Source organism: Methylobacterium sp. 88A (assembly GCF_000376345.1).
GTDB lineage: Bacteria > Pseudomonadota > Alphaproteobacteria > Rhizobiales > Beijerinckiaceae > Methylobacterium > Methylobacterium bullatum.
The window spans coordinates 2,039,261-2,054,859 of the sequence record NZ_AQVT01000001.1 but is presented as its reverse complement, the minus strand read 5'-3'; the positions used below and the strand labels follow the sequence as shown (position 1 = coordinate 2,054,859).

General features: G+C 70.6%; 12 protein-coding genes. 3 read left to right on the top strand and 9 right to left on the bottom strand.

All coding sequences use genetic code 11. From position 1 onward, the window contains the following. Window positions 1–10: 10 nt before the first annotated feature. On the bottom strand, window positions 11–955 hold the full coding sequence (locus A3OM_RS0109725; RefSeq protein ID WP_018043563.1) for a DMT family transporter: 945 nt from the start codon (window positions 953–955) through the stop codon (window positions 11–13). Between the two features lie 118 nt (window positions 956–1,073). Beyond that, complete coding sequence (locus tag A3OM_RS0109720; RefSeq protein ID WP_018043562.1) at window positions 1,074–2,018, bottom strand: DNA-3-methyladenine glycosylase; 945 nt, start codon at window positions 2,016–2,018, stop codon at window positions 1,074–1,076. Window positions 2,019–2,230: 212 nt separating this feature from the next. On the opposite strand from A3OM_RS0109720, the gene A3OM_RS0109715 reads away from it, so the two are divergent. The 3 genes from A3OM_RS0109715 (at window position 2,231) to A3OM_RS0109705 (ending at window position 7,587) form a co-directional block, all read left to right on the top strand. Beyond that, window positions 2,231–3,295 carry an efflux RND transporter periplasmic adaptor subunit gene (locus tag A3OM_RS0109715; protein ID WP_026175887.1) on the top strand — a complete coding sequence of 355 codons (1,065 nt, stop codon included), beginning with the start codon at window positions 2,231–2,233 and terminating at the stop codon, window positions 3,293–3,295. 1 nt (window position 3,296) lies between these two features. Then, window positions 3,297–6,452, top strand: a complete 3,156-nt coding sequence (locus tag A3OM_RS0109710) for an efflux RND transporter permease subunit (protein ID WP_018043560.1) — start codon at window positions 3,297–3,299, stop codon at window positions 6,450–6,452. 343 nt (window positions 6,453–6,795) lie between these two features. Continuing rightward, complete coding sequence (locus tag A3OM_RS0109705) at window positions 6,796–7,587, top strand: SGNH/GDSL hydrolase family protein (protein ID WP_018043559.1); 792 nt, start codon at window positions 6,796–6,798, stop codon at window positions 7,585–7,587. 34 nt (window positions 7,588–7,621) lie between these two features. On the opposite strand, the gene A3OM_RS0109700 is transcribed toward A3OM_RS0109705, so the two are convergent. The 7 genes from A3OM_RS0109700 to A3OM_RS0109670 all read right to left on the bottom strand — a co-directional run bounded on the left by A3OM_RS0109700 (window position 7,622) and on the right by A3OM_RS0109670 (window position 15,594). Next, window positions 7,622–8,425: an MBL fold metallo-hydrolase gene (locus A3OM_RS0109700; protein WP_018043558.1), complete on the bottom strand. Its 804-nt coding sequence runs from the start codon at window positions 8,423–8,425 to the stop codon at window positions 7,622–7,624. A gap of 43 nt (window positions 8,426–8,468) precedes the next feature. Continuing rightward, window positions 8,469–9,266 (bottom strand): TatD family hydrolase, encoded by a 798-nt coding sequence (locus tag A3OM_RS0109695; RefSeq protein WP_018043557.1) that lies wholly within the window; start codon window positions 9,264–9,266, stop codon window positions 8,469–8,471. 41 nt (window positions 9,267–9,307) lie between these two features. Continuing rightward, complete coding sequence (gene metG / locus A3OM_RS0109690; protein WP_018043556.1) at window positions 9,308–10,912, bottom strand: methionine--tRNA ligase; 1,605 nt, start codon at window positions 10,910–10,912, stop codon at window positions 9,308–9,310. Window positions 10,913–10,965: 53 nt separating this feature from the next. Then, on the bottom strand, window positions 10,966–12,030 hold the full coding sequence (locus A3OM_RS0109685) for a DNA polymerase III subunit delta' (RefSeq protein WP_018043555.1): 1,065 nt from the start codon (window positions 12,028–12,030) through the stop codon (window positions 10,966–10,968). Beyond that, the gene (gene tmk, locus A3OM_RS0109680) at window positions 12,020–12,724 is read right to left on the bottom strand and encodes a dTMP kinase (protein ID WP_018043554.1); all 705 of its coding nucleotides are present in this window, start codon (window positions 12,722–12,724) and stop codon (window positions 12,020–12,022) included. The genes A3OM_RS0109685 and tmk overlap by 11 nt, the downstream gene beginning before the upstream one ends. Continuing rightward, complete coding sequence (locus A3OM_RS0109675) at window positions 12,721–13,980, bottom strand: D-alanyl-D-alanine carboxypeptidase family protein (protein WP_018043553.1); 1,260 nt, start codon at window positions 13,978–13,980, stop codon at window positions 12,721–12,723. Before A3OM_RS0109675 ends, tmk begins: the two co-directional genes overlap by 4 nt. Before the next feature lie 174 nt (window positions 13,981–14,154). Then, window positions 14,155–15,594, bottom strand: coding sequence for a septal ring lytic transglycosylase RlpA family protein (locus A3OM_RS0109670; protein ID WP_018043552.1), 1,440 nt, complete (start codon window positions 15,592–15,594; stop codon window positions 14,155–14,157). Window positions 15,595–15,599 lie beyond the last annotated feature (5 nt).

Genomic DNA, 15,599 nt, shown 5'->3' with positions numbered 1-15,599 from the left:
GCTCGCCGCCTCACTTGCCGCCCGGGCGTTCGCGGCGGCCGAAGCGCTCGGCGATGACGATGCCGCCGAGGACGAGGGCCAAGGCCGCGGCCTGGTACCATTGGAAGGGCTCGCCGACGACGAGGATGGCGAGGCCCGAGCCGAAGATCGGCACGAGGTTCACGAACACCCCCGCCCGGTTCGGGCCGATCAGTTCGACGCCCCGCATGAACGAGAGCTGGGCGATGAGGGACGGGCCGAGGGCCACGAAAGCGACGATGGCCCACCCCTTCGGTTTCGGCCAGATCAGGGTTCCGGCGGCCTGTTCGAGGACGAGGGCGGGCAGGGAGGTCACGAGGGCGGCCAGCGCCATGGCAGAGAAGAAGGTCAGACCGGACATCTTGGGCCGGTCGGCGAGGGCGACGGTGTAGCCGGCATAGAGCAGGCAGGCGCCGAGCATCAGCATGTCGCCGATGTTGAAGGACAGCGTCGACAGGATGTGCCAGTCGCCGTGGGTCGCCGCCACGCCCGCGCCGCCGAGGGTGATGACGACGCCGAGGATCTGCGCCCCGGTGACGGCGACGCGATGCACGACGTAGTTCAGCAGGATGACGAGGACCGGGATCGCCCCCTGGAACAGGGCGACGTTCACGCCGGTGGTGTAGATGCCGGCGGCGTAGAACAGGCTCGCATAGGCGGTGTAGCCGCAGGCCCCCATCAGCAGGACGTAGCGCCAGTGGCGCGCGATCAGGTGGCGCTCGGACACGATCCCGCGCCAGGCCGGCCAGGCCAGCGCGAGGCAGGCGAAGGCCCAGCGCAGGCAGGTGAGCACCTGGGGCGAGACCTCGCCCACGGCCCACTTGCCCGCGACCACGTTGCCGCCCCACAGCAGGGTCGTGAACAGGAGGAGCGGGTAGGCGGCGGCGACCGCGCGGGTCTCGACGGCCGGGCCGGGGGAGGCGGACGGAGAGGTCATGATCCCTTCGGCGGCTTTGCTCGGAGATGGTTCTTCGCTGGCGGTACCGCCGTCCCCTTCTGTCCCGCCCATGACGGGCGAAGCAAGCGCGCCGGAAGCAGGGCTGACATCGCGGATCCTACCCGGAGACGGGCCGGGCAGGGCGGCGCTTGGCGGCGGGTTCGGGGACAGGCAGTGCGGCGGCGATCCGCGCGGCGTCGCTCGTCCAGAGATGCACGGCGGCATAGGCCCGCCAGGGCCGCCAGGCTTCGGCCCGGACGAGCAATTGCGCCGGTGTCGGACGCCCCGCCCCGGTATCGAGGGACCGGAGCAGGGCGAGGTCGCTCGCCGGCAGCGCATCCGGTTCGCGCAAAGCCCGCAGGGCAATGTACTGCGCCGTCCACTCGCCGATCCCGCTCAACCCCCTCAGGGCGGCCACCGCCGGATCGAGCCCGCGTCCCCGTGCGAACAGGTCGGGCTTCGCATGGGCCTCCGCCGCGAGGGCACCGATCGCCCTGCCGCGTGCGCCGGGCATGCCCAGCGTCGCGGCCACGTCCGCATCGAGCAGGCGATCCGGCGTCGGGAACAGGTGGGTCAGCCCCGTCCCGGCGTAGTCCGGCGCCATCGCGTCACCGAAGGCGGAAACCAGACGGCCGGCGAGACGGGTCGCCGCATTGACCGAGACCTGCTGTCCGAGAATGGCACGTACCGCGATCTCGAACCCGTCCCAGGCGCCCGGAACCCGCAGGCCCGGCCGTTCGGCCACGAGGGGTGCGAGGTCGGGGTGGCGCGAGAGCGCAGCCGCGATGAGGGCCGGGTCAGCATCGCAATCGAACATCGGCCTCAGCCGCGCCAGGACGTCCGGCAGAATCGCCGGATCGGGATGATCCACCGTCGCGACGAGGGTATCGTCCCCGCCCCGCATGACGGAGATCGTGCCGGGGCGACCGCCGAGGTAGACGGTCCGGGCATAGGCGTCCGCCGTCACCACCTCGACACCCGGAATGGCCCGGCCGCCGAGATAGGCCAGGATCGCGGGCCAGTCGTAGGGCGGCCTGTAGGGCAGCGGGATGATGTGGGTCACGACGCTCTCCGGCCGCCTCCACCATCTCACGACCGCGGGAATCGCGAAACCGCGCGCAGGCCGGCGCAACGGTGCGGGGCAGGGCGAGAGGCAAGACGGGAGGCAAGACGGGAAAATCCGGCATCGCCCGTATCGGGTTGCGGGGCGACGCTGTATCCGTTCACGAGGGACGACGCGGCGTATCGATCGCGAGGCCGGGGAGGGCGGTTCTGGTGTCGTGGGTGCGTGGTCTCCTCTTCGCGGGAATCGTGGGTGGAATCGCCGCCTTCGCGGTGAGCGAAGCCGGCACGGCCCTCATCGCCGAACTGCGCGAGCGGGTCGCCCCCGGTCCCCCTGCCCCGCGCCATCTTCCGGCCCAGCGCACCGCCATCGAGGACGGGCGCACCGTGGTGCGGCTCAAGCCGGCGGAGCGCGAGCGCCTCGGCATCGCCACGCAGGTGCGGCCTTCCGCCCCCCACCGCGAGGAACTCCAGGCCTATGGCAGCGTCCTCGACGTCGCCAGGGTCACCGACCTGACCAATTCCTACGCCAGCGCCAGGGCGCAGCTCCAGACCGCCCAGGCCCGGGTCGAGGTCTCGCGCAACGCCTTCCAGCGCGCCAAGAATCTCGGCCCCTACGCCACCACCGTTCAGGTCGAGACCACCGAGGGCACGTTCCAGACCGACCAGGCCGCTCTGGCGGCGGCGGAATCGCAGGTCCGTACCCTCGCCGCCACCGCGCAGCAGGAATGGGGGCCGGTGATCGGCCGGGCCATCGTCGAGCGCTCGCCGGCCATCACCCGGCTGATCGAGCGCGTCGACTTCCTGGTCCAGGTGACCCTGCCGCCGGGCGAGAGCATCAAGGGCCAACCCGCCGCCGCCTTCGCCGAGGTGCCGCCGCAGAGCGCGCGGATCGCGCTGCGCTACGTCTCGCCGGCCACCCGGACCGACCAGCGCATCCAGGGCCTCAGCTACTTCTACACCGTGCCGGGTGACAGCGGCTTCCTGCCCGGCATGAGCATGCTCGCCTTCCTCGCCTCGGATCGGACCGTCACCGGCCTCAGCGTGCCCGAGGACGCGGTGGTGCATTGGCAGGGCGGAACCTGGATCTATCGCGCGGTGGCGCCCGACGCCTTCGCGCGCCACGCCCTCAAGGCCGACCCGCCCATGTCGGCCGATGCCTATGTGGTGGAGGACCTGCCCGGTGACACCGAGATCGTGCTGACGGGCGCGCAGGCGCTCTTGTCCGAGGAGATGAAGAGCCTGCTCTCCGTCTCCGGCGGCGTGGACGACGATTGACGTGAGCGACGTTCCGAACGCTTTCCCGAGTGGCCCCCAGGCGGCGCTCGTCGCCTTCGCGGTGCGCTTTCGCGGCATCGTCCTGGCGCTCAGCCTCGCGCTCGCCGGCTACGGCGTCTACGTGCTCGGGGACGCGAAATACGACGTGTTCCCAGAATTCGCGCCGCCTTCCGTGGTGGTCCAGACCGAAGCGCCGGGCCTCAACCCCGAACAGGTGGAGGTGCTGGTCACCCAGCCGATCGAGGTGGCGGTGAACGGCTTGCCGGGGATCGAATCCCTGCGCTCGAGCTCGATCCAGGGCCTGTCGGTCATCACCGTCACCTTCGGCACCGGCAGCGACGTCTACCGCGTCCGCCAGCTCGTCACCGAGCGCCTGACGGCGCTCGCCGGCCGCCTGCCCCAGGGCGTGCTGCCGCCGGCGATGACGGCGCTGACCTCGGCCACCAGCACCGTGCTCCTCGTCGGCCTGACCTCGGAGCGGCGCTCCGACCTCGACCTGCGCACCGTCGCCGACTGGACCGTGCGCCTCCGGCTCCTGGCGGTGCCGGGCGTCGCCCAGGTCTCGGTCTATGGCGGCGCCGTGCGCTCGCTCCAGGTCCAGATCCGCCCGGCCGACCTCATCCGCTACAATATCGGCATGAACGACGTGCTCGCCGCCGCCCGCAAGGCCACCGGCGTGCGCGGGGCGGGCTTCGTCGACACGATCAACCAGCGCGTCACCCTCCAGACCGAGGGGCAGTCGCTCACCCCGGAGGAACTGGCCCGCACGGTCCTCATCAACGAGGGCGGGGCGAGCGTGACCCTCGGCGACGTCGCCACCGTGGTCGCCGCCGGCGAGCCGCCGATCAGCGCCGCCCTGGTGGACGGCAGGCGCGGCGTGCTCCTCATGGTCGGCGCGCAATACGGCGCCAATACCCGCGAGGTCACCGCCCGCGTGGAGGCCGCTCTCGAAGACCTGCGCCCGGCCCTCGACCGGGAAGGCGTGGCTTTGCGGCCGGATCTGTTCCGGCCGGCGAACTTCATCACCATCGCCAATGCCAACGTGCTCCAGGCGCTCGGGCTCGGCGGCATCCTCGTCGTCGTCGTGCTGTTCGCCTTCCTGTACGATTGGCGCACCTGCGTGATCTCGTCGGTGGCGATCCCGCTCTCGCTCATCGCCGCCGTGGTGGCGCTCCAGGCCATGGGCGAGAGCCTCAACACCATGACGCTGGGCGGCCTCGCCATCGCCATCGGCGAGGTGGTGGACGATGCGGTGATCGGCGTCGAGAACGTGGTGCGGCGCCTGCGCGAGAACCGGCGCCTCGCTTCGCCCGTCCCGGAGGGGAGGGTGGTCATCGACGCCATTCTCGAAGTCCGTACCGCGGTCGCCTACGCCACCTTCGCCGTGCTGCTGGTGTTCCTGCCGGTGCTGGTCCTGTCCGGCATCGCCGGCAAGCTGTTCGCCCCCCTCGCCCTCGCCTACATCCTCGCCGTGGTGGCCTCGCTCGCCGTGGCGCTCACCGTCACCCCCGCCCTGTCGATGATGCTCCTCACCGGGCGACGCGAGACGGACATGCGCGACCCACCGGTGATGCGTTGGTCGCGCGGCGGCTACACCCGCCTCCTCCAGCGGATCAACCGCGCACCGCGCATCGTCATCGCCTCCGGCATCCTCGTGACCCTCGCGGGCGCCGCCGCGACGCCGTTCTTCGGCAGCACCTTCCTGCCCGACCTGAAGGAGGGCCACCTGATCCTGCACATGGCGGCGGCGCCCGGCACGTCGCTCGGGGAATCCATGCGCCTCGGCGGCCGCATCACCACCGAACTGCGCAAGATCCCCGGCATCCGCGCCGTGGCCTCGCAGATCGGCCGCGCCGAGGCCGGCCAGGACACCGCCGGCACCCATTACAGCGAGATCCATATCGACCTCGACCAGGGGCTGGACGGCGCGGGGCAGGGCAGGGCCGAGGCCGATATCCGCACCCTGATGGCGGGGTTTCCCGGTGCCGCCTTCTCGCTCAAGACCTTCCTCACCGAGCGCATTGAGGAGACCGTCTCGGGCTACACCGCGCCGGTCGTCATCAACGTCTTCGGCAACGACCTCGCCCGGATCGAGGCCGCCGCCCGCGACATCGCCCGTGAACTCGCCGAGGTGCGCGGTGCCGCCGACATCCAGCAGGCGTCGCCCGCCGGATTGCCGCAGATCAACGTCGGTCTCCGGCCCAACGACCTGCGCCATTGGGGGCTCTCGGCCGTCGAGGTGATGGAGGTGGTGCGCACCGCCTATCAGGGCGACGTGGTCGGCCAGACCTACGAGGGCAACGCGGTCTTCAACGTCCTCGTCATCCTCGATTCCGGGGCGAGGGGGCGCCTCACGGCTGTAGGCGACCTCCCCTTGCGCTCCTCGAACGGCCGCTTCATCCGCCTCGCCCAGGTGGCGGACATCTACGAGACCTCGGGGCGCTACCAGGTCCAGCATCAGGGCGCCCAGCGCGTCCAGGCCATCACCGCCAACGTCACGGGGCGCGACGTCGCCTCCTTCGTCGAAGCCGCCCGGCGCAAGATCGCCAAGGAGGTGGCGTTGCCGACGGGCGTCTATGTGAGCTTTGCCGGATCGGCCGAGGCCCAGGCGCGGGCCAAGCGCGACCTGCTGCTGTTCTCCGGACTGGCGGGCCTCGGCATCGTGCTGCTGCTGGCCATGGTCACGGGCAGCGCGCGCAACCTCATGCTGGTCCTGGTCAACCTGCCCTTCGCCTTCGTCGGCGGGGTACTGGCGGTCTTCGCCACCGGGGCCGTGCTGTCGCTCGGCTCCATCGTCGGCTTCGTGACGCTGTTCGGCATCTCGCTGCGCAACACCATCATGATGATCTCGCATTACGAGCATCTCGTCGCCGTCGACGGCCGGCCGTGGGACCGCGACACGGCGGTGGAAGGGGCCGCCGACCGCCTCGTGCCGATCCTGATGACCTCCCTGGTCACCGGCCTCGGCCTGCTGCCCCTGGCGCTGGGCGCCGGCGAGCCCGGCCGCGAGATCGAGGGGCCGATGGCCATCGTCATCCTCGGCGGCCTCGTGACCTCGACGGTCCTGAACCTCATGATCCTGCCGACCCTGGCCCTGCGCTACGGCCGTTTCACCACCGGCGAGGGCAGGGCGCCGGATACGGCGCGGGCATCCTAGAAGGCTCGGAGCCGGTCGTCGGGGAGGGCTGCCCGGGATGGCGATCCAAGCCCGTTCCGAACCCGCACCCGTCATTCGCATAAGATATATTATGGAACTTGAAGCCCCGGAGGACGGGGTGAGGGGGGCTTGCAGGGCAGCTTGACACGAAGCTGGGATTCACCATTCCATGAACTGTTGCCGAGAGATGGCGGCTTTACCCCTTGCTCACCAGCTTCCTTAAGCGATCCGCCAGTTTCAGGGGCAATCGTCACAATCCTATCTCAAACCGCGTGTCTAACCCGTGGCGGAGTGGGACCGGTCATCGCGACCGCCCGCCCCGATCGTTCTCGAAGCGGATCCGATGCTGACCCTGCTCAAACCCTGCGCCGCCCCGTTCCTCGTCCTGGCCCTCGCGGCTCTGGGCCTCGGTGCCCCGGCATGGGCGGAGCCGGTCGCGGCCAAGCCGGCGATCCCCGCCAGGGCGCTGGCCAAGCTCTCCCACGTGGCCGCCCTGGTGAAGGCGGGATCCGACATCCGCATCGTCGCCTTCGGCTCCTCGTCCACGGAAGGGTCGGGGGCCTCCTCCCCCGCCGCCGCCTACCCCGCCCAATTGCAGGAAGACCTGCAGGGCCGCCTCGATATCGCCGGCGCCAAGCACCCCATCGTCACGGTCCTCAACCGCGGCAAGGGGGGGGACGACGCCGAGGCCATGGCGCGACGCCTCGACCGGGACGTGCTGGCCGAGCGGCCCGACCTCGTGATCTGGCAGACCGGCAGCAATGACCCGATGACCGGCGTCACGGTGGAGCGTTTCACCGAATTGACCCGTCAGGGCATCACGGCGATGCGCGCGGCCGGCTCCGACGTCATCCTCATGGACCAGCAATGGTGCCGCCGCCTGACGACGACCAACGGTGCCGAGCGCTACGGCGAGGCGTTGCACAGCCTCGCGGCCGAGCTCGACGTGCCGGTGATCCGCCGTCACGCCCTGATGCGGACCTGGGCTGCCAGCGGCCTCCTGAGCCCGGCGCAAATGATCGGCCCCGACGGGCTGCACATGACCGATGCGGGTTACGACCGCCTCGCCAAGGCCGCCACGGCGCAGATCCTGGTCAATGCCGGCCTGATCCCGGCCGACCCCCTGCGCAACTGACGCGCGCCCTCCCCGGCGCTCCGCTCTGGCGAGCCTAGAGGTCCACGCTCACCGACAACCCGTCATAGGCCGGCACCACGCCCGGCGGCAGCTTGGCCGCGAGGGTGGCGTAGTCGAGATCGGTGTGGAGGTTGGTGAGGATCGCGCGGCGCGGGCGCACCTCTTCGATGAGCGCGAGCGCGTCCGAGACCGAGTAATGGGTCGGGTGAGGGGTGTCGCGCAGGGCATCGATGATGAGGAGATCGAGGCCGTGGAGCCGCGCCTTGGCCGCCTCCGGCATCAGGCTCACGTCGGGCGCATAGGCCGCCGGCCCAAAGCGGAAACCGTGGGCGGATTCGGCGCCGTGCTCCATGCCGAAGGCCACCGCCTCGATCGTACCGCCCTCACCTCCGATCGAGACCGGCTCGCCCGCCACGAGATCGTTCATGTCGAGGATCGGCGGATAGGCGCTGCCGGGCGGCGTCTCGAAGCAATAGCCGAAGCGCATCGTCAGCAGGGCGCGCGTCTCGGCATCGGCATAGACCGGGATGCGCCGGTGCATGTGGATCACCAGCGGTCGCACGTCGTCGATGCCGTGGGTGTGGTCGGCATGGGCATGGGTGTACAGCACCGCGTCGAGGCGGCTGACCCCCGCCGACAGCAATTGCTCGCGCAGATCGGGTGAGGTGTCCACGAGGAGGCTGGTGGCGCCCGCCTCCCCTCGCCGCTCCACGAGGATCGAGCAGCGCCGCCGCCGGTTCCTGGCATCGGCCGGGTCGCAGGCGCCCCAGCCGTAGCCCACGCGGGGAACGCCGCCGGACGAGCCGCAGCCGAGGATCGTCAGCGTCAGAGAACCCATTCGCACCTCCCGGTCCGTTGGTATCGGAGCGCGCGGGCCGCTGTCATGCCGCCCGGCCGCCGGATGGGGTCGCCTTGTCGAACAGACGGTGGAAATTGGCCGTCGTCAGGCTCGCGAAGGCCTCGAACTCCATGTCTAGGGTCTTGGCCAGGGAGCGGGCGGTGTCGGCGGTATAGGCCGGCTCGTTGCTGCGCCCGCGATGCGGCTCCGGCGCCAGGAACGGCGCGTCGGTCTCCACCAGGATGCGGTCGCGGGGCACCGCGAGGGCGATGTCGCGCAGCTCGTGCGAGCGCCGGAAGGTGACGATGCCCGAGAAGGAGACGAACAGGCCGAGTTCGACCCCGACTTCCGCCAGGCGTCGACCCGAGGAGAAGCAGTGCAGCACCGCCTTGAAGGCCCCGCGCTTCATCTCGTCGACGAGCACCGATTCCATGTGCTCGTCGGCATCGCGGGCATGGATGACGAGGGGGAGGCCGGTCTCGCGGGAGGCCGCGATATGCCGGCGGAACACCCGCTCCTGCACCGCCTCCGGCGCGGCGTCCTCGTAATGGTAGTCGAGCCCCGCCTCGCCGATGCCGACACAGCGCGGATGGTGGGTGAGGGCGACGATCTCTTCCGTGGGTACGTCGGGCTCGTCCCCTGCCCCGTTGGGATGGGTGCCTACGGTGTGCCAGATCTGCGGATGAGCCTCGGACAGGGCCTCGTAGACCCGCGCCTTGGCGATTCGCGTCGAGATCGTGAGCATCCCCGTCACGCCCGCCGCCTCGGCGCGGGCGATCACGCCGGGAAGATCCTCGGCGAAGTTCGGGAAGTCGAGATGGCAGTGGCTGTCGACCAGCATGGACAAAACTCGGGATTCTTGTTGACGCTGCGGACCCCGCCTCAGACGGCGGGAGCCTCCGGCTCGACGAAGCGCGGGAACAGCCCGCTCGGCGCGGGGAGCGCCGTGCCCGGCGCCAGCCGACCCCCCTCCCCGATATCGGCGAGCTGCCGCCTGCCCGCGGGCACGGCCAGGAGGTCGAGGAGCTTGGCGCCCGAATCCGGCATGAAGGGCTGCACCAGGATGCCGATGGCGCGCAGGGTCTCGGCCACCACGTAGAGGGAGGCGGCCATGCGGGCCGGGTCGGTCTTGCGCAGGACCCAGGGCTTCTGCGCGTCGAAATAGCGGTCGGACGCCGTCACCACGGCCCAGATGTCGGCGAGCGCCGTGTGGAGGGCGAGCTTGTCCATCGCCACACGCACGGAGCCCGGCAGGGCGTCCGCCAGCGCCAGGAGCGCCCGGTCGTCCTCCGTGAAGTCGCCGTGCTCGGGGACGAGGCCACCGCAATTCTTGGCGATCATGGAGAGAGAGCGCTGGGCGAGGTTGCCGAGCCCGTTCGACAGGTCCGCCGTGTAGCGGGTGATGATGGCCTCGTGGCTGTAATTGCCGTCGCCGCCGAACGGCACCTCGCGCAGCACGAACTGGCGCAGCGCATCGACCCCGTAGGTCGCGATGAGGTCCATCGGATCCACCACGTTGCCGAGGGACTTCGACATCTTCTCGCCCTTGGAGAGCAGGAAGCCGTGGCCGAAGACGCGCTTCGGCAGCGGCAGGCCCGCCGACATCAGGAAAGCCGGCCAGTAGACCGCGTGGAAGCGCACGATGTCCTTGCCGATGACGTGCAGGTCCATCGGCCAGAATTTTTTGCGGGAGTCGGCCTCGTCGGGGAAGCCCGTCACCGTGAGATAGTTGGTGAGTGCATCGACCCAGACGTACATCACGTGGTCCGGGTGCCCCGGCACCGGCACGCCCCAGTCGAAATTCGTGCGGCTGACGGAGAGGTCCTTGAGGCCGGAACGGACGAAGCTCGCCACCTCGTTGCGCCGTGTCTCGGGGCCGATGAAATCGGGCTGGGCCTCGTAGAGGGCGAGCAGGCGATCCTGGTAGGCGGAGAGGCGGAACAGGAAGTTCTCCTCCTCCATCCAGGTCACGGCCGTGCCGGTCTCCCGCGCGCGGCGCGTCCCGTCGGGGGCGGTCTCGGTCTCGTCCTCGTTGTAATAGGCCTCGTCGCGCACCGAGTACCAGCCGGCGTATTTCGACAGGTAGATGTCGCCATTGGCCTCCATGCGCCGCCAGAGTTCCTGGGCGGCGGCATAATGGTCCGGCTCCGTGGTGCGGATGAAGCGGTCGTGGCTGCAGTTCAGCGCCTCGGCCATGGCCTTGAAGCGCGCGGCCATGTCGTCGACCAGGGCCTTCGGGCTGATCCCGGCCTTGGAGGCGGTCTGCTGGATCTTGAGCCCGTGCTCGTCGGTGCCGGTGGCGAACAGCACGTCGTAGCCGTCGAGGCGCTTGAACCGCGCGATCGCGTCGGTGGCGATCACCTCGTAGGCGTGGCCGATATGCGGCGCGCCGTTGGGATAGGAGATCGCTGTGCTGATGCCGAAGGTCTTAGCGTCGAAACCGGACGTCTCGGCAATGGATGGGCTGGGCCCTGACTCGTTGGCCATCGCGTCGAAATACCCTCGGATACGCGGTTCATCGGATCACAGGACGAGCCTGCTCATGTCCCGGCGCGCACGGCCCCCGCGAGGTCGCCGAACAGCGAGAGGATCAGCGGCCGGCGGTCGAGATTGTAGGTCGCGGCCTCCCGGGCGGCGCGGGCGATCTTGTCACACACCTCCACCAGGGCCGCAAGGCGAGCGGGGGGCTCGTGGCGGCGGCGGTCGAGTTCCGACGAGACAAAGCGGAACACCGTGTCGAGGCTCGCGGCGAAATGCTCGTCCGCGTCCCGGCCGGAGAGTTTCTCGGCCAGTGCCAGGATGCGGCGCCAATCGGGATGGTCGAGGCGCGACAGCAGGGTCTCCATTTCGCCGACGAGGTTGGATGTCGCCGGATCGAGCATGGCGAAGCCCTGCGCCACCGAGCCCTCGGACAGGGCGGCGGCGCGGGCCAGGGCTTCCGGTTCCGGCCGCACGAAGGGGGGAGGGAAGCTCTCCAGCACCCGAGCCACCTCCCCCTCCCCCAGGGGGCGCAGGTTGAGCGCCCGGCAGCGCGAGCGGATCGTCGGCAACAGCCGGCCCGGCGCGTGGCTGACGATAAGGAACAGGCAGCGGGGCGGCGGCTCCTCCACCATCTTGAGCAGGGCATTGGCGCTGTTGGCGTTGAGATCCTCGGCGCTGTCGACGATGCAGATGCGGTAGCCGTCATTGCCTGCCGTCGAGCCGAACAGGTCGAGGGCATGGCGCGCGGCATCGACCGAGATCTTGGTCGCGAGCGTCTTGGCATTGTGCGGCCGGGTCCGGCGCAGGGCCACGAGGTTGGGGTGCGACAACGCCGCCACCTGCCGCGCCGCCGGATGCGAGGGATCGACCGCGAGGGTGTCCGGGACGTGGCCGGGGCGCGGGTTAGCGATCAGCCAGCGCGCCACCCGATAGGCCAGGGTCGCCTTGCCGATGCCGCGCGGGCCGCCGATGAGCCAGGCATGGTGCAGGCGGCCGGAACCGATCCCCTCGATGAAGGCGGCCTCCGCCTCCGCATGGCCGACGAGACCGGCCTGCTCGCGCGGGCGGGGGATGTCGGCGAGATCGCCGGGCTCGACGTCCTCGGGCGCGCGTTCAGGCCGCATCGTCGGCAGCCTCCGGGCGGGAGAGAAGGCCGGGCAGGCGGGCGGCGAGGGCGGCCGCGATCGCCTCTTCCACCGCATCGGGGGGGAGGCCGGCATCGATGACGACGCAGCGCTCTGGTTCCGCCGCCGCGATGGCGAGGAAGGCCTGCCGCAGGCGGGTGTGGAAGCCCAGCGCCTCCGCCTCGAACCGGTCGGCCGCCTCCCCTGCCCCGGCACGGGCCTTCGCCCTGGCGAGACCGATGGCGGGGTCGAGGTCGAGGATCAGGGTGAGGTCGGGCGTCATATCCCCGACGACGACCCGCTCCAGGGCCGAGAGCAGGGCGGGGTCGAGGCCGCCCGCCGCTCCCTGATAGGCACGGGTCGAATCCGAGAAGCGGTCGCACAGCACGGTCTCGCCGCGGGCGAGGGCCGGGCGGATCAGCGTGTCGAGATGGTCGATGCGGGCGGCGGAGAACAGCAGCGCCTCGGCGAAGGGTCCGTGCCGCTTCACCGTTCCGGCCAGCAGTGCCTCACGGATCGCCTCGGCCTTGACCGAGCCGCCGGGCTCGCGTGTCGTCACCACCGGGGCGGAAGACGCACCACGCAGGCGCGCCGCGAGACGGGCGATCTGGGTCGATTTCCCGGCCCCCTCCCCGCCTTCGAAGGTGATGAACGCCCCGCCCTGCCCGAGCCGCTTGCGGCTTCGGTCGATCACGACTTGGCGCCGGCCTTATCGGTCGCGCCGGCCTTGTCACCCGCGCCGACCTTGTCGAAGGCGCGCCGGAACAGCCCGGTCCCGACCTCCCAGGCCCCGTCGAGGGCGCGCTGCGGAATCGTGCCGGCCGGCACGTCCTCCCCGGCATAGACCGGTAGGTCGAGGGCCTGGGTGTCGCCACGGGTGATGCGCAGGCGGCCCACCTCCCTGCCTTGCTCCACCGGCGCGATCAGCGGCCCCTGATAGACGACGCGGGCGCTGATGCGGTCGCCATTGCCCCGGGGCAGGAGCACCCGCACTGGCTTCTTGGCCACCAGCGGGACGCTGCCCTGCGCCCCGCCGAAGACGGAGGCGTCGGCCACGGTCTCGCCGCTGGCGAAGATCTGCCTCGGCTCGAAGGCGCGAAAACCCCATTCCACCAGCTTGCGCGATTCGCCGGCGCGGTCGCGCGCCGTCTTGAGGCCGCTCACCACCATGATCAGGCGCTGGCCGTTCTGCACCGCCGAGCCGGTGAGGCCGTAGCCCGATTCCTCGAGATATCCGGTCTTGAGCCCGTCGGCGCCGATATCGAGGGTCAGGAGCGGGTTGCGGTTCTGCTGCTTGATCTTGTTCCAGGTGAACTCGCGCTCGGCGAAGATCTTGTAGAGATCGGGGTAGGTGTCGATCAGGTGGATCGCCAGCTTGGCGAGGTCGCGTGCGGTGACTTTCTGGTCCGGCGCGGAATAGCCGGTGGCGTTGCGGAAGGTGGAGCGCGTCAGGCCGATTTCCTTAGCCCGCGCGGTCATCATCCGACCGAAATTCTCCTCCGAGCCGGCGATGCCCTCGCCGATGGCGATGGCCGCGTCGTTGCCCGATTGCACGATCAGGCCGCGCAGCAGGTCGGACAGCTTGATGCGGCTGTTGAGCTGGGCGAACATCGAGGAGCCGCCTCCCCCGGCACCGCCCCGGCGCCAAGCGTCCTCGGTGATCTGGAATTCGCTGTCCATGCTGAGCCGGCCCTGCCGGATCTCGTTGAACACGATCTCCGTGGTCATCAGCTTGGCCATGCTGGCCGGCGAGAACGGCTCGTCGGCCGCCTTTTCGAACAGCACGGAGCCCGAATCCGCGTCGATCAGGATGGCGTGGGGGGCGGATGTCTGGAAGCTCTGGGCCAGGGCGGGAAGGGCGGCGAACCAGCCGATCGCCGACAGGCTCAAGCCGGCCAGTCCGGCCCGAAAGCCGGCGGCCAGATTCGTCCGGTTCGTCGTCGCACGCATCGTTCGCCTCATGCCCGTCGGCTCCGAGGCTTGGCTGATAAGCCCGGTCCGTTCTCGCCCCTGCGAGATGGTATAGCGGATCGCCCGCGAAATCGAACGCAACTTTGCCGATGAGGTCGCGACACGGTGGACCAGACGATGCCGCCGCCCGCACCAATCCCGACCGTTTTCCGGTCAGTTCACCTCGGCGATGCGCGAGCGGCGTGCCTGGGCCGGCTTTGCCGTGGCGGTGGCGACCGCCGGGGCGGGCGACTTGCCGCGCCCGGCCTGGGCGCCGGCGGGCTGGGAGCCGGCGGGGGGCACGGACAGCTTGGCGACGCTGGCCTTGGCCGTTCCCAGAGGGCCCGAGGGAGGCGAAACCGGACGCAGGTTCGCCACCGCGGCATGGCCCGTCGCGGAGCGTGCCGGGGTCGCGGCGCCCGCCGTCTTCACGACCGTGCCGCGTGCGGGGGCCGAAGCGGCGGCCATCCGCTGCGGTGCCGCCGTGACCGGCGACAGGGCGAGTTTCGTCTTCGGAGCGGAGGTCTCCACTTTGGCCTGAAGCGACTTCGCGTCCTTGGGCGTCCCGGCGCCGTGCTTCGATGCCGGGGCATGGGTGGGGCCGGCGATCGAGGCGAGGCGCGTCGGTGCCGGGGGCGGCGGTACGGCCCCCTTCGCCTTCGGCCCCGCATGGGCCATCTGCATGGCGGGAACCTGGAGAGCGGGAGCCGTGCGATCCGGCATGGTCGGCCGGAACCCGTGTGACCGGGACGCAGTGGGCTGCAGGGCCGCCGGCACGGCGACGCTGGAGCCGCCCGCCACCAGGACCGGCGCGGGCCGGACGGGACGCGGCGCGGGAGCGGCGTCGTCCTCGTCGGCCGCAGGCTTGAAGGCCAGGGCGGGACGCTGCGCGCGCGTCAGACGCTCCGGTTCGGCATCGGGTCCGAGATCGGCCATCATCACCGGCGAGCCGCCGCCGACGCGGGCGGGCGCCCCATCGGTGCGCAGGGTCGCCATCAGCTTGCGGTCGTCGCTGCCGGCGGTGGAGGCCTTGCCGACATACTCCACCCGCACCTTGGCGGTGCCGCTGCGATGGAATTCCAGGGCCTGGGCCACCTCCTCCGACACGTCCATGAGGCGATTGGCATGATAGGGGCCGCGATCGTTGACGCGCACGATCATCGAGTGGCGGTTGGCGAGGTTGGTCACCCGGACGTAGCTCGGCAGCGGCAGGGTCGGGTGGGCGGCCGCGATGGAATGGCGGTCGAACACCTCGCCATTGGCGGTCATCCGGCCGTGGAAGGCGCTGCCGTACCAGGATGCCAGGCCCTCGCGGACATAGCCCTTGGCATCGTCGCGGGGCACGTAGGTGCGGCCGGCCACCACGTAGGGCTTGCCCGAGAAGCGGCGGCCGCCTCCCTTGGGGATGGTGTCGCCCTCGTTATAGAGGCGCGGGCTGGCCTTCACGCCATATTTTGGATCGTAGGACGATCCGGAAGAGCCGGCCGGGCCAGCGAGTTTCTGGGTGTTCTGCGCGCAATTCGCGGTGGTCAGTGCCACCACGGACACGGCGAGGAGGCGCAGCAGCGGTACGCCCGCCGTTGGAGCCAATCCGGCCTTCGTCGAACGCGCCATACCGA